This is a genomic window from Actinomadura macrotermitis (genome assembly GCF_009604375.1).
Classification (GTDB): Bacteria; Actinomycetota; Actinomycetes; order Streptosporangiales; family Streptosporangiaceae; genus Spirillospora; species Spirillospora macrotermitis.
The window spans coordinates 1,775,325-1,791,764 of the sequence record NZ_WEGH01000001.1 but is presented as its reverse complement, the minus strand read 5'-3'; the positions used below and the strand labels follow the sequence as shown (position 1 = coordinate 1,791,764).

The 16,440-nt window shown below is 72.4% G+C and carries 18 protein-coding genes; 5 read left to right on the top strand and 13 right to left on the bottom strand.

Translation table 11 applies throughout. The features are described 5' to 3' along the window. Position 1 precedes the first annotated feature (1 nt). Positions 2-883, bottom strand: a complete 882-nt coding sequence (locus tag ACRB68_RS08150; RefSeq protein ID WP_328593918.1) for an alpha/beta fold hydrolase — start codon at positions 881-883, stop codon at positions 2-4. Between the two features lie 69 nt (positions 884-952). Here ACRB68_RS08150 and ACRB68_RS08145 point away from each other — a divergent pair, with 69 nt between their 5' ends. Beyond that, positions 953-1,645: a glycerophosphodiester phosphodiesterase gene (locus ACRB68_RS08145; RefSeq protein ID WP_328593917.1), complete on the top strand. Its 693-nt coding sequence runs from the start codon at positions 953-955 to the stop codon at positions 1,643-1,645. A gap of 123 nt (positions 1,646-1,768) precedes the next feature. Here the strand turns inward: ACRB68_RS08145 and ACRB68_RS08140 are convergent, their stop codons facing one another. From ACRB68_RS08140 to ACRB68_RS08110, 7 genes are all read right to left on the bottom strand, one after another. Further along, positions 1,769-3,823 carry a phosphocholine-specific phospholipase C gene (locus ACRB68_RS08140; RefSeq protein WP_153531480.1) on the bottom strand — a complete coding sequence of 685 codons (2,055 nt, stop codon included), beginning with the start codon at positions 3,821-3,823 and terminating at the stop codon, positions 1,769-1,771. A gap of 76 nt (positions 3,824-3,899) precedes the next feature. Further along, positions 3,900-4,367 carry a TIGR00725 family protein gene (locus ACRB68_RS08135; RefSeq protein ID WP_153531479.1) on the bottom strand — a complete coding sequence of 156 codons (468 nt, stop codon included), beginning with the start codon at positions 4,365-4,367 and terminating at the stop codon, positions 3,900-3,902. Between the two features lie 74 nt (positions 4,368-4,441). After that, positions 4,442-4,879: an NUDIX hydrolase gene (locus tag ACRB68_RS08130; protein WP_153531478.1), complete on the bottom strand. Its 438-nt coding sequence runs from the start codon at positions 4,877-4,879 to the stop codon at positions 4,442-4,444. A gap of 25 nt (positions 4,880-4,904) precedes the next feature. After that, positions 4,905-5,546 carry a dTMP kinase gene (gene tmk, locus ACRB68_RS08125; RefSeq protein ID WP_153531477.1) on the bottom strand — a complete coding sequence of 214 codons (642 nt, stop codon included), beginning with the start codon at positions 5,544-5,546 and terminating at the stop codon, positions 4,905-4,907. Beyond that, the gene (locus tag ACRB68_RS08120) at positions 5,543-7,009 is read right to left on the bottom strand and encodes a B12-binding domain-containing radical SAM protein (RefSeq protein WP_153531476.1); all 1,467 of its coding nucleotides are present in this window, start codon (positions 7,007-7,009) and stop codon (positions 5,543-5,545) included. The genes tmk and ACRB68_RS08120 overlap by 4 nt, the downstream gene beginning before the upstream one ends. Beyond that, positions 6,969-7,595 (bottom strand): DNA glycosylase family protein, encoded by a 627-nt coding sequence (locus tag ACRB68_RS08115; RefSeq protein WP_207709599.1) that lies wholly within the window; start codon positions 7,593-7,595, stop codon positions 6,969-6,971. The genes ACRB68_RS08120 and ACRB68_RS08115 overlap by 41 nt, the downstream gene beginning before the upstream one ends. A 225-nt stretch (positions 7,596-7,820) precedes the next feature. After that, positions 7,821-8,045 carry a hypothetical protein gene (locus tag ACRB68_RS08110; protein ID WP_153531475.1) on the bottom strand — a complete coding sequence of 75 codons (225 nt, stop codon included), beginning with the start codon at positions 8,043-8,045 and terminating at the stop codon, positions 7,821-7,823. A gap of 309 nt (positions 8,046-8,354) precedes the next feature. Here ACRB68_RS08110 and ACRB68_RS08105 point away from each other — a divergent pair, with 309 nt between their 5' ends. Then, a complete protein-coding gene (locus ACRB68_RS08105; protein ID WP_194293211.1) occupies positions 8,355-9,638 on the top strand; it encodes a helix-turn-helix transcriptional regulator in 1,284 nt (427 codons plus the stop codon). Here ACRB68_RS08105 and ACRB68_RS08100 read toward each other — a convergent pair. Together ACRB68_RS08100 and ACRB68_RS08095 are read right to left on the bottom strand one after the other, a co-directional pair. After that, positions 9,593-10,144, bottom strand: coding sequence for a GNAT family N-acetyltransferase (locus ACRB68_RS08100; RefSeq protein ID WP_153531473.1), 552 nt, complete (start codon positions 10,142-10,144; stop codon positions 9,593-9,595). The genes ACRB68_RS08105 and ACRB68_RS08100 overlap by 46 nt on opposite strands. After that, positions 10,144-10,455 (bottom strand): hypothetical protein, encoded by a 312-nt coding sequence (locus ACRB68_RS08095; protein ID WP_153531472.1) that lies wholly within the window; start codon positions 10,453-10,455, stop codon positions 10,144-10,146. The genes ACRB68_RS08100 and ACRB68_RS08095 overlap by 1 nt, the downstream gene beginning before the upstream one ends. Positions 10,456-10,508: 53 nt before the next feature. On the opposite strand from ACRB68_RS08095, the gene ACRB68_RS08090 reads away from it, so the two are divergent. Both ACRB68_RS08090 and ACRB68_RS08085 read left to right on the top strand, forming a co-directional pair. Then, the gene (locus tag ACRB68_RS08090; protein WP_153531471.1) at positions 10,509-11,165 is read left to right on the top strand and encodes a TetR/AcrR family transcriptional regulator; all 657 of its coding nucleotides are present in this window, start codon (positions 10,509-10,511) and stop codon (positions 11,163-11,165) included. A 14-nt stretch (positions 11,166-11,179) separates the two neighbouring features. Further along, the gene (locus tag ACRB68_RS08085) at positions 11,180-11,722 is read left to right on the top strand and encodes a YciI family protein (RefSeq protein WP_153531470.1); all 543 of its coding nucleotides are present in this window, start codon (positions 11,180-11,182) and stop codon (positions 11,720-11,722) included. Positions 11,723-11,731: 9 nt separating this feature from the next. On the opposite strand, the gene ACRB68_RS08080 is transcribed toward ACRB68_RS08085, so the two are convergent. Further along, positions 11,732-12,190 carry a nuclear transport factor 2 family protein gene (locus ACRB68_RS08080; RefSeq protein WP_194293210.1) on the bottom strand — a complete coding sequence of 153 codons (459 nt, stop codon included), beginning with the start codon at positions 12,188-12,190 and terminating at the stop codon, positions 11,732-11,734. 74 nt (positions 12,191-12,264) lie between these two features. Between ACRB68_RS08080 and ACRB68_RS08075 the strand changes: the two genes are divergently transcribed. Next, a complete protein-coding gene (locus ACRB68_RS08075) occupies positions 12,265-12,762 on the top strand; it encodes a winged helix-turn-helix transcriptional regulator (protein ID WP_153531468.1) in 498 nt (165 codons plus the stop codon). On the opposite strand, the gene ACRB68_RS08070 is transcribed toward ACRB68_RS08075, so the two are convergent. Both ACRB68_RS08070 and ACRB68_RS08065 read right to left on the bottom strand, forming a co-directional pair. Next, positions 12,759-13,925: an alkaline phosphatase PhoX gene (locus ACRB68_RS08070; RefSeq protein WP_153531467.1), complete on the bottom strand. Its 1,167-nt coding sequence runs from the start codon at positions 13,923-13,925 to the stop codon at positions 12,759-12,761. The genes ACRB68_RS08075 and ACRB68_RS08070 overlap by 4 nt on opposite strands. A gap of 236 nt (positions 13,926-14,161) precedes the next feature. Beyond that, positions 14,162-16,291, bottom strand: coding sequence for a DEAD/DEAH box helicase (locus ACRB68_RS08065; RefSeq protein WP_328593916.1), 2,130 nt, complete (start codon positions 16,289-16,291; stop codon positions 14,162-14,164). Positions 16,292-16,440 lie beyond the last annotated feature (149 nt).

The window sequence follows — 16,440 nt, the reverse complement described above, 5'->3', positions numbered from 1 at the left end:
ACTATCGCTGTGCCCGCTCGCACTGGCGCCAGAACGCGGTCAGCGCGGCGGCCGTGGTCTCCGGCGCGTCCACGGCGGGGGAGTGCGCGGCGCTCGGGATCACCACGCGGGCCGCGTTCAGCCGCTCGGCCATCACGGCCTGCTCGCGCGGGTCCCAGACGTCGTCGTCCTCCCCGTACAGCACCAGCATCCGCAGGCCGGTCTCCGTGCCGAGCTTGGCGAGCTCGTCGACCCGGTCGGGCGCGGTGACCAGCTCGTGCGCCATCGCCATCAGGCCGGCCGGGCAGTTGCCGAGCGTGCGCGCCTTCAGGAAGTCGACGATCTCGGGGGCGACGCCCCGCGCGATCGCGTCCGGGCCGATGCTGAGCTCCCAGATCTGCGCCATGCCGAGCTGGGGGATCGCCTCGCGCAGCGCCCGCGCCTTGGCCGCCGACGGGCCGGTGAGCGCGGCCGGGCCCGAGCTCATCAGCGTGTAGGACGCGGGCCGCACCGGGCCGTCCAGCACCGCCTCGCGCGTCACCAGGCCGCCGAAGGAGTGCCCCACCAGGTGCACCGGGTCCGGGCCGAGCGCCTCCAGCAGCGCGGCGACGTCCGCGCCGAGCGCGGCGCGGGTGTAGGCGGCCGGGTCGTCGCCCGCGCCGGGCGTCTCGTACTGCCCGCGCATGTCGATCGCCACGACCCGCCGGCCCGGCGCGGCCAGCGTCTGCAGCACGGCGATGAAGTCCTCCTTGCTGCCGGTGTAACCGGGCACCAGGAGGGCGGGGCAGCGGTCGGACACCCCCGACCCCGGGAGCGCCTCCAGCACCGCGAAGGTGCCGCGGGAGGTCTCCAGGGACGTCCGGCGGACACCTGCGGGCAAGGTCAGGAACGGGGGCGTACTCACAGAGCGCCACCATACCGAACTCGCCTTCGCCGACACCGGCGTAGCCGGTTCGGTGGTAACGTCCCGGGTGTGTCCACGGCGATCTCCGCGCACCGCCGCGACGAGGCGGGCCTCACCGGGCTGCACGAGGCCGTCGCCTCCGGCGCCGAGTACGTCGAGATCGACGTCCGCCGCACCGGCGACGGCCTGCTGGTCGTGCACCACGACCCCGCCGTCGGCGGCGTCCCGCTCGCCCGGCTGACGCACCCGCGCGCGCAGGAGCTGGCGGGCCGCCCGATCCCGCCGGCCGCCGCCGCCATGCAGATCATCGCCGGGCGCGCGATCGGCCATCTGGACCTGAAGGAACGGGGCGTCGAGCGCGAGACCGTCGGCCTGGCCCTGGACGCCTTCGGCCCGGACGGGTTCGTCGTCACCACCCGCGAGGTCGCCTCCATCGTCGCCATCAAACGCGAGTTCCCGCAGGTCAAGGCCGCCATCTCGGTCGGCCGGGCGCTCTGGGAACGCGGCGCGCACCGCGACTTCGCGCCGCTGCGCACCATCCGCGCGTCCGGCGCGGACATGGTCGCGCTGAACCACCGCCTCGCCCGCGCCGGGGTGCTGCGCCAGTGCGCCCGCGCCGGGTTCCCCGCGATGATCTGGACGGTCAACGCCGAACCGCTGATGCGCCGCTTCCTGGCCGACCCCCGGGTGGCCGTGCTGATCACCGACCACCCGAGGACGGCGCTGTGTTTAAGGGCAAGCCTGGCCCAAGGGTTCGCCTAGCGGCTCACCCTTGACCATGCCTGGGCGAGTGCTGCATCGCTTCGCGATCAACCCGGCGTGGCTCGCCTTCGGCATCGCCGTGCCGGGTTGGTAACGCACTCGCGTGATCACTCAGGTTGCCGGTCAACCGCTGACGCTGGGCTTGCCGTTCTCCAGGTGGCCCATGAGGCGGCGGCGGAACGCCTGGTCCTCCTTGGCGCGGATGTCGACGTCGTACCAGCCGTGCTTCGTGGGCCACCGCACGGTCGTGCGCTTGCCCGGCTGGAGCGTCACCTGCCGCGCCTCCTTGCCGTAGGCGAGGGCGGCGAGGGTGAAGGTGAGCGGCGCCGGGCCGGGGTTCTCCAGGGTGATCGCCAGGTGCTGCCCGGCGGCGGACGAGGCGACGCCGGCCTGGGCGGCCTTGCCCGTCGCGGAGCCGGCGAAGACGCGGCGGAAGCCGTTCGGGCCGGTCAGCGTCAGGCGGTAGCGGTCGCCGTTCAGCTTCACCTGGTGGGTCTGCCTGCCCGCCACGTCGAAGTGGCGCGGCGTGCCGAACTCCTTGGCGTAGGGGTAGAGGGCGAAATGGGTGGAACGGGGGCCCGTGTCGGCGAGGGTGATCGTCAAGGTGGTGCCGGACAGGCGCGCGGACGCCTCGGGGCGGTAGGGCAGCGGGCGCGCGGGCCGGGTGCCGGGCTCCTGGACGGCGTCGTGCTGGACGATCGGCGGCAGCGCGGGCCAGCGGAAGTAGAACCGCGGCGGCGTGCCCGGTTTGGCGGGCTTGGCGGGCCGGGCGGCGGTACGGAAGTCGAACGCCGAGGTCAGGTCGCCCGCGACGGTCCGGCGCCAGCGGCCGATGTTCGGCTCGCGCACGCCCAGCCAGCGCTCCACGAACCGGATCGTGGAGGTGTGGTCGAACACCTCCGAGCAGACGAACCCGCCGGCCGTCCACGGCGAGACGATCGTCATGGGGACGCGGAAGCCGAGGCCGATGGGCTTGCCGTCCACGTGCTCGCCGGCCTCCCCGGCGGGCGGCAGCGGCGGCGGGACGTGGTCGAAGTAGCCGTCGTTCTCGTCGAACAGCAGGAACAGCGCGGTGGACTCCCACACCTGCGGGTGGGAGGCGATCGCGTCGAGCACCTGGTAGGTGATCCCGGCGCCCTGGACCGGGCTGCCCGAGCCGGGGTGCTCGGACTCGGCGGCCGAGGCGACGATGTAGGAGACCTGGGGGAGGCGGCCGTGGGCGACGTCGTCCCGGAACGTCTGGCCGAGGGTGCCGTCCGGGACGCGGCGCAGGCCGCGCTCGAACAGGTCGCGGTCCTTGGGCGGGAGCGCCGCGACCGACTTGTCCAGGGCGGCGAGGAGGGCCGTGCGCTCGCCCGGCTCGGCCTTGGCGACGGCGCCGTAGAAGGCGGTCATGCTCTTATAGGGGCCGACGGGCTTGAGGGCCGTGCGCATGACCTGCTTGAACGTGGTGAGGAACTCCAGGGCGTTGTCGGTGAAGTTGTCCCAGCCCTGGTAGACCCGCCACGACTTGCCCGCCGCGGAGAGGCGCTCTGCGTAGGAGGTGAGCGCGTAGCCGGGGTGGGTGTCCTCGCTGTAGGCGTCGTTCTCGACGGCCCGGTGCCCGTTCGGCTCGTGGCCGATCGTGCCGGTCCAGTGGTAGGTCCGGTTGGGGTTGGTCGGGCCGAACACCGAGGAGTGGTAGGCGTCGCAGATGGTGAAGGTGTCGGCCAGCTCGTACTGGAAGGGCAGGTCGCGGCGGTCGTAGTGGACCATCGTCGCCGTCGTCTTGGCGGCGGTCCAGGCGTTGTGCCAGCCGTCGCCGCGGGCCTTCTGGCCGCCGTCCCAGGAGTGGTCGAGCCCGGCGATGTAGTTGACGTCGGTCAGCGGGCCGTGCCCGATCGCCTGCCGCGCCAGGAAGGGCTTGACGTGCCGCAGCGGGCCGGGCTGCTCGAAGACCGTCCGGCCGTCGGGGAGCTCGATCGCGTTGCGGTCGCCGTAGCCGCGCACGCCGCGCAGCGTCCCGAAGTAGTGGTCGAAGCTGCGGTTCTCCTGCATGAGGAAGACGACGTGCTTGATCGCGCCCAGGCCGCCCGGGGGCAGCGGGCGGGCGAGCGCGGCGTGCACGGACGGCGGCAGCAGGGTGGCGCCGGCGGCGCCCCCGGCGGCGGCGAGGAAGGAGCGGCGGGACAGGCTCATGATCGCAACGGTGGGGCCGCCGCGTAACGGGCCGGGGCCGGGGTGATGACGCCCCGGTTACGAATGTGAAAGAGATTCACACAAACAGGCCGGTGGCCGCCACCGCCTCGGCGGGGCTGCCAGCCCGCGTGATCCCGTCCAGGGGCGCGCCCTCCGCGTCGGCGATCCGCCAGCCGCCGAGCTGCACGACCCGCTTGCCGGACCGCAGCGCCAGGGCCAGCTCCGACAGAGTGCCCCACGAGCCGCCGACGACGATGACGGCGTCCCCGGCGTTGACGACGGCCGCGTTCCGCGCCTCCCCGATGCCGGTAGGGATGGCGACCGTCAGGTGGGGATTTGCACCTTCCCTCGTGGACAGCGAGAGCACCCCGACCACCAGGCCGCCTGCCCCCGAGGCCCCCGCCGCGACGGCCTCCATGACGCCGCCGTACCCGCCGCAGACGACGACGGCGCCCCGCCCGGCCAGCAGCCGCCCGACTTCCCGGGCCTGGGCTCGCTCGGCCTCGCTCGCGTCCCGCGGCCCGCACACTGCGACCTGGATCATGCCCCTTACATGCCCGGTCCTACAGGTTCGGCCCCGGAGGAGGCACGAGCTTGGCTGGCGTCATGGCGTTGGCGTCACCAGCCGTGCGTCACCAAAGGTTCGCCTTCCAGGTAGGCGGTGATGCCAGCGGCGGGATAGGCGATGGTATTGGTCGGCAGGACGCGGGGGTCACACCACAGCAACTTGCCGCACTTGTGGGGTTCGGCGTTGAAGGGTTCGCCCTCCCATCGGGATGTGGCGAAGAAGAACCCGATGCGGGCCAGGTCGCTGTTCTGGCGGTGGTGGACGACAGCGGCGAGGCGGAGGTCGACGGCCGCGGCGCGCACGCCGACCTCTTCGCCGAGTTCGCGGACGGCCCCTTCGATGAGGGTTTCGCCGGCCTCCAGATGGCCGGACGGTAGGTGGAGCTGCCCGTCGCAGTAGCCGGTTCCCTGACGCTCCAGCAGCAGGATTTCGGAGCCGTGTTCGAGGATGACGTGGACGTCGACGATCGGCCGGTACCGCTCGGGCATGCTCAGCTCCTGGTGTTTCCGGTGGTCAAGGGGCTGAGGGTAGTGCCTTGATGGCGTTGACCACCTGGGTTGTGAGGGACCGGGTATCGGAGTCGGTGGAGTCCAGGACCAGGGCGGGGCAGGTCAGCCGGTCGATGACGCGGCGGTAGGCGGTGGCCTCCAGCGCGGGCAGGCCGGGGTCGTCCTCGAAGCGGCCGTGGGAGCCGCGGGCGGTCAGGCGGCGGGTGAGTTCGCCCGGGTCGCAGGTGAGGATCACGGCCAGGTCGGGCGGGTCGGCGTGCTGGTTGAGCAGGGCGACGAAGGCGGGGTCGACGCCGTCGAGGACCTGCAGCACGTGGGAGGACGGCGTGTAGCGGTCGCAGATCACGATGTGGCCGGCGGCCAGCGCGGGCCGGATCTGGGTGTCGAGGTGGTGGTAGCGGTCGGCGGCGACCAGGCACGCCAGGGTGAGGCCGCGGTACTGATGGGTTCCGGCGCGGGCGAGCTGTCCGATCGGGCCGTGGGAGGGTTGGGTGGTGTGAGTGGCGGCGATGCCGTCGCGGTGGAGGCGGGCGGTGATCGCGGCGGCCAGCGTGGTCTTGCCGGCACCGCCGGGGCCGTCGAGCGACACCAGCAGGCCGCGCCGCCCCTCACTGCAGCGGGCCTGGGCGTGGTCGGGGGCGGTCATGCCGCGGCCCGGGTGCGTGTGTGCTGGGCGTGTGCCAGCTCGACCAGCGCGGCGTGGATCTCCTTGATGGTGGCTTCGCCGAACTGGATGCCCGACTGGAAGTTGAACTCGTCGCGGCCGTACAAGGCCTGGTCCACGCCGCCGCTGGTGAGGTCGACCGGCTCGTAGGCCAGCAGGTCCTCGGGCCGGTAGTCGCCGGTGGCCATGAGCCGGCCCCATTCGGGGGTGCCGGGGTAGGGGCGGAACTGGAACACCGAGGCGCGGAAGTCGCCGGGCAGCGGGTCGGTGAGGGCCCACAGGTCGTGGACGAGGCGGACGGTGGCGGCCATCTCCGCGCGGGTCTCGCCGGGGAACCCCAGGATGAAGTAGCCCTTGACGGCGATGCCGCGCTCAGCGAGGCGCCGCACGACGGTACGGATCATGTCGGGGTTGATGCGCTTGTCGATGTAGTGCAGGACGCGTTCGCTGCCGGACTCGATGCCCAGGGCGACCTCGTGCAGGCCGGCACGGACCATCTGGTCCAGGGCCTGGTCGGACAGGCGGGCCAGGACGTTGATGCGGCCGGTGGCGTCCCACACGGCCCAGTCGCCGACGCCGGCATCGGCGAACGCGGCCATCATCGGCTCGATGATGCGGCGCGCCCCCAGGAACAGGTCGTCGACGAACCGGAACGCCGTCACCTGCTGCCGGTCGCGGAGCTGGTGCATCTCGTCCAGGATGTCGCGGGGAGAGCGGGTGCGGATGGTGACGTCGGAGTTGGCCGACACCGCGGCGCCGCAGAACGAGCAGTCGTAGGGGCAGCCGCGGGCCCCGACCATGCTGGCCTTACGCCGGTCGCCGGCCGGGTAGGGGTCTTGGGCCAGGAACGCGCGGTCGACGAACGGCAGGGCGTCCAGGTCGGGCGCCAGGTGCTGGCTGTTGCCGGGCATGCCGCCGGTGACGGGCGTGTGCATGACCGGGTCGAGCCACATCACGCCGGGCAGTTCGGCCCGGGACCGGTGGTCGCCGAGCAGGATCTGGACGCGGGTCTCGGCCTCACCGAGCACGAGCGCCTCGCAGCGGCGCATCCGCGGGTCGGCCAGGATCTGGGCCGGCATGGCCTTGGCCTGGTGGCCACCGAGCATGACCTTGATGTCGGGCGCAAGCCGGTCGGCGATGGTCGCGCTGATCTCGTAGGTGGGGGCCAGGAGGTTGAACCCGGCCCAGCGGGGCGCGGCGTCGTTGACGATGCGGGCGACGTCGGCGACAGCAAGGCCGTGGGCTTCGGCGTCCAGGACCGCGACGTTGTGGCCGGCGGCGGTGGCGACGGTGGCGATGTAGGCCATGCCCAGGACCGGCAGGGTGAAGTCGTTGACGCGGAGGCGGTCGGCGTAGTCGCGCAGCGGCGCGTTGATCAGCAGAAGGTCGAGCGGGCGGGCGGGGTCAGCTCCTTGGAGGGGGAGAGGGTGCGGGTGCTCCTGCATGGTGGGCTCCCAGAGCGAGGGTGAACAGGGTCAGGACACCGACGTGTTCGCCGGTCAGGGCGCGCCAGTGCGCGGCGAAGCCGTGCTCGTCGGCGGGCCAGGGGTGGTCGGGGGCGGCTGTGGCGGCCCAGGTCCGCACGGCCAGATCGCCGTAGGGGTAGAGAGACCAGTCGTGGGTGAAGTCGGCGGTCGCGGCACCGGCGGTCCAGGGGCCGATCCGCGGTACGGTCTGCAACTCCTCGACCAGTCGGCCGGGAGGCAGTTCGGCCCATTTGGGGCTGTGGTCGAGGTAGGCGGCGGCGGCGTTGCGCAACGGCCGGGCCTTGAACGTCATGCCCAACGCGGCGAAGTCGTCGTCGGTCATCTCCAGGATCGTCTGCGGGGACGGGAGGGCGTGCACGGGCCCGCGCTCGGTGGCGACGGCAGGGCCGTGGGCGGTCCGCAGCCGCTGGTGCTGGAGGCGGGCCTGCCCGGCGCGGATGACCTGCCGGATGATCGCGGTGGCGATCGCGTCCCACAGGCTCGGTGTGCGGAACCGTGCGACCGGCCCCAGGTCGCGCAGCGCGGCCGCAAGCGGCGGCGGCAAAGCCGCGCATGCGCCGGCCGGCAGCCGGAACACTTCAGGGCGGGCGCTCGCGTTCAGCAGCGCCGCAGAGCCATTCCGGGAATCGACCGCGCGGACCGGTGCGGGGTTATCGGCGGTGATCTCCCAACCGGGGTGATCATGCATGAGGAACATGGTCACCATCGTGGAGGGTGTCAGCCCGCCGGCGTGCCTGATTCGACCAGGTCGGGTGCCCGCCGCTGATGTTCACAGGCCGTGCTCCCGTCCCGAGCCGTCGGCTTCGATCTGGGCGAGCATGGCGCCGAGTTCGGCCGGGGTGTCGGCGTCGGCGTCGGCGCGCAGGTGCGCCCGGTCGCGGGAGAGTGGGCCGCGGGTGGCCCACCACCTACCTCGGTCGGACTGAATGATCGACCAGTTGGGAAACCGGTCGCTGAGAGCGGCTTTGGCTTCGGCTGTCTGTTCAGGAGTCATGGTCGTGGCGGTTCCAGCGTGATCGGGGTCGGGACGGTGCGGAGCCGGTCGCGCGGCGGCGGGGGCGTCGCGGATCCCGATGGCGAGAGACGTTCGAGGTCCGCCGCCGTCGTTGACCAGCTCATGGAGATATGTCCTTAATGGGGAAACGGATGAACATTTACTCGTTCAGTCGCGCCCAGAAAAATGCTTCCTTGCGTATGGAAACGCTCACTCTCGTATCGTGGAAGGGGTTGGTGGGTTGGCAGTCGAAAAGCCAACTCGCCAACCGTTGCCAACGTTCGCCTTCACCTTCCGGGAGCAGCGACCATGGAGTTCGGTGCGAAGCTGCGGGAACTGCGGAACGCCCGGGGTATGTCTCTGGCAGCGCTTGCTGCGGTGATCCCTTACGACAAGGGGACGCTCTCCAAGATCGAGAACGGCGACCGGCGGCCTTCGGAGAAGCTGGCGTGGTCGCTGGACCGGTTCTTGGAGCAGCGCGGCGAACTCGCCGCGCTGCGGCTGGGCGCCGGAAGCGAGATGCCGGCCGCGGACGGGGCCGGCGGCGAGGATGAGAGCGAAGTGCAACGACGGCGTTTTCTGGCAGATCTAGCAGCGTTGGGAGTGGCCGCGTCATCCCCTGGGCTTGACGCGCTGAGGGTCATGCAAGGCGGCCTGGAGGACCTGGTCGGTCCTCGTGGTGCTGCGGCGGTGGAGGACTGGCAGGAGGTGGTCGTCGAGTACGGCCACTCCTACCCGGATATCCACCCGGCGGAGCTGTACCGGATGCTGGTCCGGGATCTGCTGGAGGTGCACCGCGACATGGAGGGCGTCGGTGAGGGCGACCCGCTCTACCCCCAGTGGTGCCGTGTGCTGGCGGGCCTGGAGACACTGCTGGCCAAGACGCTGTCGAACGTGGGGGAGCGGCGGGCGGCTCAGCGCTGGTGGAAGACCGCCAAGCGCGCGGCGGCGCGTTCGGGCGACCGTGACGTGGAGTTGTGGATCGGCGGGGAGCGCCTCATCCACGGCCTGTACGAGCGGCGGCCGGTGACACTGCTGCTGCGCGAGGCTGACGCGCTGCTGACGTGTGCCCCTTCTTCCGGGGGAGGCGCGGGCCTGGCGAAGACGCTGGCCGCCCGCGGGCAACTGCTGGCGGCGCAGGGCGACCCCGCTGCGCTCGACGTGCTCGACGCCTACCGGAACGTCTTTGACGAACTGCCCGACTCCGACACCGCCGATATCCACTCGATCTGGAACACCGGACCCGACCGGCGAGGCTACTTCGAGGCGTACGTGCTCGCCTACCTAGGACAGCATCAGGAAGCGGCCGTCGCGGTCCGGCAGGTCGAGGAGCTGATGCCCACGGGGTGGCGGATGAGCGGCCAGCTCCGGCTGCTCGGCGCGCTCAGTCAGGTCCGGGGCGGCGACGTGCTGGAAGGTGTGGACCACGCCCACGAGGTCTACAGCGGCTTCCCGCCCGGGCAGCGGGCCATGATGATGTCGCGGCTGGCCGGGGAGGTACTGGCCTCGGTTCCGGACGACGCCCGCACCTCCCGGCCGGTGTCCGCCTACCGGGAGCTGGTCGGCTCCGCCGGCCCCAGGTCGATCACATAGACGTCGTAGTACTCGGCCGTCGCCAGAGGGCCGCCGGGGACCCGGCCGACCTGCGTCCAGCCCCACCGCTCGTACATGCGCTGGATGTCGGGCTTGGCGGGGCTGGTGGTGAGCGTCGCGCGCCTTTGGGCGCGGTCGCTCAAGTAGAGGTCCACTAGGCGGCGGCCGATGCCGCGACTGCGGAAGGCGGGCAGGACGACCAGGTCGATCACCGCGACGGTGCGCGTCCCGTCCTCGTCGGTGTACCCGGGCGGCGGGGCCGGGGTGAGGCCCTCCCACCAGGACGAGGACGCCAGCGGGAATCCGTAGACGAACCCGATCAGCGAGCCATCACCGTCGCGGGCGGTGATGGTCTCGAACCCGGGGTAGCCGACCTGACGGGTGGTGCGCGTCTCCCAGTCGTCCAGGCTGTAGCCGGGGAATCCGGCGGCGTAAACAGGCCGGATCTCTTTCAGGATCGCGCGTGTCGCGGGCGCGTCCAGGCGCGCGTATTCAACGTCGGGCATTAGCCCATGGTGCCGCGTGCTCTTTCCCCGATCCAGGCGTCGACGAGGTCGAGTCGTTCGAGCGGGGGCTCGGGCGGGCGGAACCCGAGCGTCTCGGTCAGGACGCCGTCGACGACCGGGTGCAGGCGCTCCTCGACGAACGCCTCCCAGTCGGCCTCGGACTCCCACACATCGACGTACCGCAGGCCGGCTTCGGTGCGGTAGGCCAGGTGCGCGACGAGCCCCTTGGGCGGTTCGGCGCCGAGCCCCTCCTTGATGCGGGCGTACACGTCGGGCCCGATCGGGACCTCGTAGGTGAAGGCGTAGGACATGGGGTCCCCCTCGTCATTTTCACCCGAAGCTATTTCGGATGAATATGGCTAGCATGGGCTCCGTGGCAGACCAGGTCAAGAGGCGATACGACACCAGTGGGCGGCGGCGAGCGGCGGAGGCAAACCGGCGGGCCATTCTGGAGGCGGCCCGCGAGCTGTTCACCGCGCGCGGCTACGCCGCCACGACCATGAACGGCATCGCCGAACGGGCCGGCGTCTCCCTGGACACCGTCTACGCCGCGGTGGGCCGCAAGCCCGCGGTCTTCCTGGAACTGGTGGAGACGGCGCTGTCTGGCACCGACCAGGCCGTCCCGGCGCGGCAGCGCGAGTATGTACAGGCGATACGCGCCGAGCCCGCCGCCGCGCGCAAGCTGGAGATCTACGCGCACGCGATCGCCGGCATCCACGGCAGGATGGCCCCGCTGCTGCGCGTCGCCCAGACGGCGGCCGATCCGCAGGTTCGCGGGATCTGGCAGGACATCGCCCACCGCCGGGCCGCCAACATGCGCGAGCTGGCCCGGGACCTCCTGGACACCGGGCAGCTGCGCCCCGGGCTCGGCGTGGACGAGATCGCCGACGTCGTCTGGGCGACCAACTCCCCGGAGTTCTACTGCCTGCTGGTGGAGGACCGGGGCTGGCTGCCCGAGCGGTTCGCCGCCTGGCTGGCCGACGCCTGGGGCCGGCTGCTCCTCGCCCTGCCGCCCGCGTGATAGGGATCCTGATCATGGAGTTCTTCTGCTATCACCGTGATCGGCCCGGTTCGACGGCTCTGCGCATGGAGCTCAACGAAGAGCACCAGACCTACATGGACCCCTACGCGGCGCGGATGATCGCCCGCGGCCCGACCTTCGACGGCGACACCCTCACCGGCAGCGTGCACATTCTTGACCTGCCCGATGCCGCCGCCGCCCGCGCGTTCGCCTTCGACGAGCCCTGCTACCAGGCCGGCGCGTACCGGGACGTGCTGATCCGCCGGTGGCGCAACATGCTGGGGCGCACCATGTGGGAGTTCCCCGGCGGCTGGACCGAGGACGACGGCTACCTGGTACTCGGCCTCGGAGCGGGGCCTGCCGCCGACCTAGACGTTCCGTCAGGCCAGGACGGACTGGTCGCCTACGGGCCGCTGCTGTCCGACGACGGCACCGTCTGGGTGGGCACGGCGGCACTCGTCAGGACGCCGGATCCGGACGCGGCACGCGCCGTTCTGGCCCCCGGCCGGTACGCCGGCATCGAGGTCCACGCCTGGGAGTTCGGCGGACGGCGCTGAGGCGCCGGGTCAGCGGGGGCGGTCGCTGATCGGGGCGGCGGCGGCCTCTTCGACGCCGCCCGCGATGAGGCGGCCCATGATCTCGGCCATCTTCTCGGTGTCCTCCACGACGTTGACGCGGGTGATCCGGCCCCAGCGGAGCTCGATCGTCTGGGCGAACTCGTTGCGGAACGGCTGGCCGGCCGCGGTTCCGCTGGTGCGCAGGAGCGCCACGACGCGGGTGCGCCAGGGCCAGCCGCCGACCAGGACGTCGTCGACGGTGAACCGGATGTCGGCGAGCAGCCGGAACAGCCGCTCGAACCAGCGGCGCTGGGAGTCGATGCGGTCGCGCGTGCCGCCCATGGCGTTCTCGCCGGCGAAGCGGTGGGTGAACGACGGCGCGAACATCGTCAGCACGTACTCGATGTCCCTGTCGTTGAGGTGGTCCCACGCGGTCCGTACCCTGCGCGCCACGATCGCCTTGTACATCGGCACCTCCATGAGTCTCTTAAGGAGACTTACTGTAGCCGGGTCGGTCTCCTCAGGGAACTAGGGTGGGGGGCATGCAGCGCACCTCGTTCGGCTCCATCGCCTGCTCCGTCGCGCGGACCCTCGACCTGGCCGGCGAGCCGTGGTCGCTGCTGGTCGTCCGCGACGTGTTCGTCGGCATCAACCGGTTCGACGCGCTGCGCCGCGACCTCGGCATCTCCCGGAAGGTGCTGTCCGAGCGGCTGCAGCGACTGGCCGACGAGGGGGTGCTGGAGCGCCGCGCCTATTCGGAGCACCCGCCGCGGCACGAGTACCACCTCACGCCCAAGGGGCTGGAACTCTGCGAGGTCATGTTCGCGATCGTCGCGTGGGGGGACAGGTGGACCGCCGGGGAGGCCGGCCCGCCGGCGCTGCTCCGCCATGAGCGCTGCGGCTCGCTGACCCGCGCCCGGGTCTGCTGCTCGGAGTGCGGGGAGCCGCTGCACGCCTCCGAGGTGCGCGCCGAGGCCGGGCCCGGCGGCTCGAACGGGCCGGGGACCGTCCTGATGGCGGAGCGTCTGCAGGCCCGCTAGCGGCGGAACGGGCCGGTCACCTCGAAGGTGCAGCCGTCGGTGCCGCCGATGAAGCCGCTCTTGCCGCGCTGGGACGAGAAGTACAGGCGCGAGCCGTCCGGGCTGAACGCCGGGCCGGTGATCTCCGACTTGTCGTGCCCCACGACGCGCAGGAACGGCGTCACGACGCCGTCGGCGGTGATGAGGTTGATCTCCATGTTGCCGCCGTCCTCGGCGACGTACAGGTCGCCGGACGCCGCGGCGGTCACGTTGTCGACGCCGCGCAGCGGGGGCTCGCCGCCGGTGACGAGATCGTCGTCGTAGGCGATGTCCAGGCTCCCGGCGGCCGCGTCGTAGGCCCACACGCGGTTGTCGCCCTTGGTGGTGAAGTAGCAGACGCCATGGGTGTAGTAGCAGCCCTCGCCGCCGTTGAAGCGCATGGCGCCGCCCACCTGGTTCCGGGTCGGCGTGAACCAGAGCTGCGGGCTGGGCACCTCCGCCCACCGGACGGGGCCCGTCCCGGAGCCGACCAGCACTTCGAGCGTCCCGGACGACAGGTCGCCCCACGTCGCCGGCCGGAACCGGTAGAAGCACCCGTCCGGCTGGTCCTCGGTCAGGTAGACGACCTTCCGCACGGGATCGGAGGCGGCGGCCTCGTGCTTGAAGCGGCCGAGCGCCGGGCGCGCCACCGCGGACCGCCGCCCGCGCGGGTCGGTCTCGTACACCAGCCCGTAGTCGTGCTCCTCGCACGACAGCCAGGTGTCCCACGGCGTCGCCCCGCCGGCGCAGTTCAGCGTGGTGCCGTTCAGGATCCGGCTGGCGGAGGCGACCTTCCCGGACGCGTCGAACCGCACCGCGGACGCCCCGCCGACCAGGGGAACCTCGGAGTTGCTGACGTAGATCCAGCCGTCCCCGTCGGCGAAGCACGCGCCGCCGTCGGGCGCGGGGTGCCAGACGTGCCGCGTCCCCTCGACGCGCTGCATCGAACGCGCCACGATCCGGCCGGTGAACCCTTGCGGCAGCTGCAGCCCGTTGCCGTCCGCGGCCTGCGGCGGGCCGTAGGGGCCGGGGCCGGGCTGCGCGGGCCCGGCGGCGAGGGCCTGCTGCCAGAGGGCGCCGGAGAGTGCGGTCGTGCCGCCGGCGACGGCGGTGAGGCGCAGGAACGAGCGACGGTCGACGGCCATGACTCTCCTCGGAGCCGGTCACCGCCGGACGGCTCCCGGGCGGCACGGTCCCGCGAATATCTGAGAAAACCTCGCATTGGTCAAGGGGGCGACCCGCCCCCGGAACGCGAAGAACCCGCCCGATAGGGGCGGGTTCGGGGGAGTCCGGCGGGGCGACGTGGGAGAAGCGTCGCCCCGGCTACGGACGGAACAACCGCGAGATCACGGTCGGCTCACGTGATCTCGCAGTTGCCTTGTCAGGTGTTCAGCGAGGACACCTTGCCACCGGTCTTGGCGGCCCGGCGGCGGGGCGCGGCGGTGCGCGCGGCCGGCGCCTCGTCGGACTCGGCCGGCTTGGCGGCGCGGCGGCGAGCCGGCTTGGCCGGAGCCTCGTCCGCGGCGGCCTCCACCACGGGCGCCTTGGCGGCCGGACGGCGCGTGCGCTTGGCCGGTGCCTCCTCGGCCTGGACCTCGGCCGGAGCCGCGGTCTCGGTGGCCTTGGGGGCGCGGCGGCGGGTGCGCTTGGCGGGCGCCTCCTCCGTCACGGTGTTCTCGGCCACGGTGCTCTCCGCCACGGGGGCTTCGACCACGGTGCTCTCGGCCACAGCGGCCTCGGCCGGCTTGGCGGCGCGGCGACGGGTGCGCTTGACCGGCGCCTCCTCCACCGCAGTGCCTTCGACCACGGGGGCCTCGGCCGGAGCCGCGGTCTCGTCGGTCTTGGTGGCGCGGCGGCGGGTGCGCTTGGCCGGCGCCTCCTCGGCCACGGTCTCGGCCACGGCGCTCTCGACCACGGGGGCCTCGACCACGGCCTCGGCGTCGGCGGCCTTGGTGCTGCGGCGGCGGGTGCGCTTGGCGGGCGCCTCCTCCGTCACGGTCGCCTCGACCACGGGGCTCTCGACCACGGTGTTCTCGACCACGGGGGCCTCGGCCGGAGCCGCGGTCTCCTCGGTCTTGGTCACGCGGCGGCGGGTGCGCTTGGCAGGCGCCTCTTCCGTCACGGTCGCCTCGACCACGGGTGCCTCGATCACGGCCGCCTCGGCCGCCGCGGCCTCGACCACGGGCGCCTCGGCGGTCGCCTCGACCGGCTGGCCGTTGCGGGTCCGGGTACGCGAGCGCTTGCGGCGCGGGCGCGCCGGGCGCTCCTCCTCGCGGTCACGGTCGCGGTCACGGCCGCGGTCCACGCCGCGCGGCGTGGTGGAGCGGGTCTTGCCCGTCTCGCCGATGTCCTCCAGCTCCTCCGCGTCCAGCCCCGCGCGCTCGTGGCGCTGGGCCTTCGGCAGCTTGCCGGTGGTGCCGGCCGGGATGCCGAGCGTGGCGAAGAAGTGCTCGGAGGTGGAGTAGGTCTCCTCCGGCGTGGCGAAGTCCAGGCCGAGGGCGCCGTTGATGAGCTTCCACCGGGACAGGTCGGACCAGTCGACCAGGGTGACCGAGATGCCCTCCTTGCCGGCGCGGCCGGTGCGGCCGATGCGGTGCACGTAGGTGTCCGCGGAGTCGGGGCACTCGTAGTTGACGACGTGGGTGACGTCGTCGACGTCCAAGCCGCGGGCCGCCACGTCGGTGGCCACCAGGATGTCGATCTTGCCGTTGCGGAACGCGCGCAGCGCCCGCTCGCGCTGGGACTGGCCGAGGTCGCCGTGCACCGCGGCGGCGTCGAAGCCGCGCTGGACCAGGTCGGCCGCGACGCGGTCGCAGGCCCGCTTGGTCTGGCAGAACACCATGGTCAGGCCGCGGCCCTCGGCCTGCAGCAGGCGCGCGAGCATCTCGGGCTTGTCCATCTGGTGCGCCTGGAACACGTGCTGGACGACCTGCGGGGTCGCCTCGGACTCGGCGTGGGACTCGGCCCGCACGTTGGTCGGGCGGGTCAGGTAGCGGCGCGACAGCGCCACGATCTCGCCGGGCATGGTGGCCGAGAACAGCATGGTCTGCCGCTTGGCCGGGATGCGCTCGACGATCCGCTCGATGTCGGGCAGGAAGCCCAGGTCGAGCATGCGGTCGGCCTCGTCCAGCACCAGCACGCCGACCTCGGACAGGTCCAGGTGCTTCTGCTTGACCAGGTCCAGCAGCCGGCCCGGGGTGCCGACGACCACGTCGACGCCCTCCTTGAGGGCCTCGATCTGCGGCTCGTAGGCGCGGCCGCCGTAGACCGACAGCACGCGGGTGCCGAGCTTGCCGCCCGCCACCAGCAGGTCGTCGGTCACCTGCGAGGCCAGCTCGCGGGTCGGGGCGACGACGAGCGCCTGCGGCTTCTTGCCGCCGTGCGTGATGCGCTGCAGCAGCGCGACGCCGAAGGCGAGGGTCTTGCCGGTGCCGGTGCGCGCCTGGCCGATGATGTCGTGCCCGCCGATCGCGATCGGCAGGGCGAGCTCCTGGATGGGGAATGCGTCCACGATGCCCTCGGCTGCGAGGGCGTCGCTTATCTCGGGTACGACTCCGAGTTCACGAAAGGTAGTCAGGGCTTTCAGCCTCCAATATGCGGGGTCCTCACTCCGTTGCGCGGCGCTGCGCCGAACCACCGGGCGGGTCCGGGGACGGGCCC

Coding starts and splice junctions, on each gene's coding strand:
- ACRB68_RS08140 (WP_153531480.1), bottom strand. CDS start 3,823: ATGAGCCTGTCCCGCCGCTCCTTCCTCGCCGCCGCCGGGGGCGCCGCC.
- ACRB68_RS08135 (WP_153531479.1), bottom strand. CDS start 4,367: ATGATCCAGGTCGCAGTGTGCGGGCCGCGGGACGCGAGCGAGGCCGAG.
- ACRB68_RS08130 (WP_153531478.1), bottom strand. CDS start 4,879: ATGCCCGAGCGGTACCGGCCGATCGTCGACGTCCACGTCATCCTCGAA.
- tmk (WP_153531477.1), bottom strand. CDS start 5,546: ATGACCGCCCCCGACCACGCCCAGGCCCGCTGCAGTGAGGGGCGGCGC.
- ACRB68_RS08120 (WP_153531476.1), bottom strand. CDS start 7,009: ATGCAGGAGCACCCGCACCCTCTCCCCCTCCAAGGAGCTGACCCCGCC.
- ACRB68_RS08110 (WP_153531475.1), bottom strand. CDS start 8,045: ATGACTCCTGAACAGACAGCCGAAGCCAAAGCCGCTCTCAGCGACCGG.
- ACRB68_RS08105 (WP_194293211.1), top strand. CDS start 8,355: ATGGAGTTCGGTGCGAAGCTGCGGGAACTGCGGAACGCCCGGGGTATG.
- ACRB68_RS08100 (WP_153531473.1), bottom strand. CDS start 10,144: ATGCCCGACGTTGAATACGCGCGCCTGGACGCGCCCGCGACACGCGCG.
- ACRB68_RS08095 (WP_153531472.1), bottom strand. CDS start 10,455: ATGTCCTACGCCTTCACCTACGAGGTCCCGATCGGGCCCGACGTGTAC.
- ACRB68_RS08090 (WP_153531471.1), top strand. CDS start 10,509: ATGGGCTCCGTGGCAGACCAGGTCAAGAGGCGATACGACACCAGTGGG.
- ACRB68_RS08085 (WP_153531470.1), top strand. CDS start 11,180: ATGGAGTTCTTCTGCTATCACCGTGATCGGCCCGGTTCGACGGCTCTG.
- ACRB68_RS08080 (WP_194293210.1), bottom strand. CDS start 12,190: ATGTACAAGGCGATCGTGGCGCGCAGGGTACGGACCGCGTGGGACCAC.
- ACRB68_RS08075 (WP_153531468.1), top strand. CDS start 12,265: ATGCAGCGCACCTCGTTCGGCTCCATCGCCTGCTCCGTCGCGCGGACC.
- ACRB68_RS08070 (WP_153531467.1), bottom strand. CDS start 13,925: ATGGCCGTCGACCGTCGCTCGTTCCTGCGCCTCACCGCCGTCGCCGGC.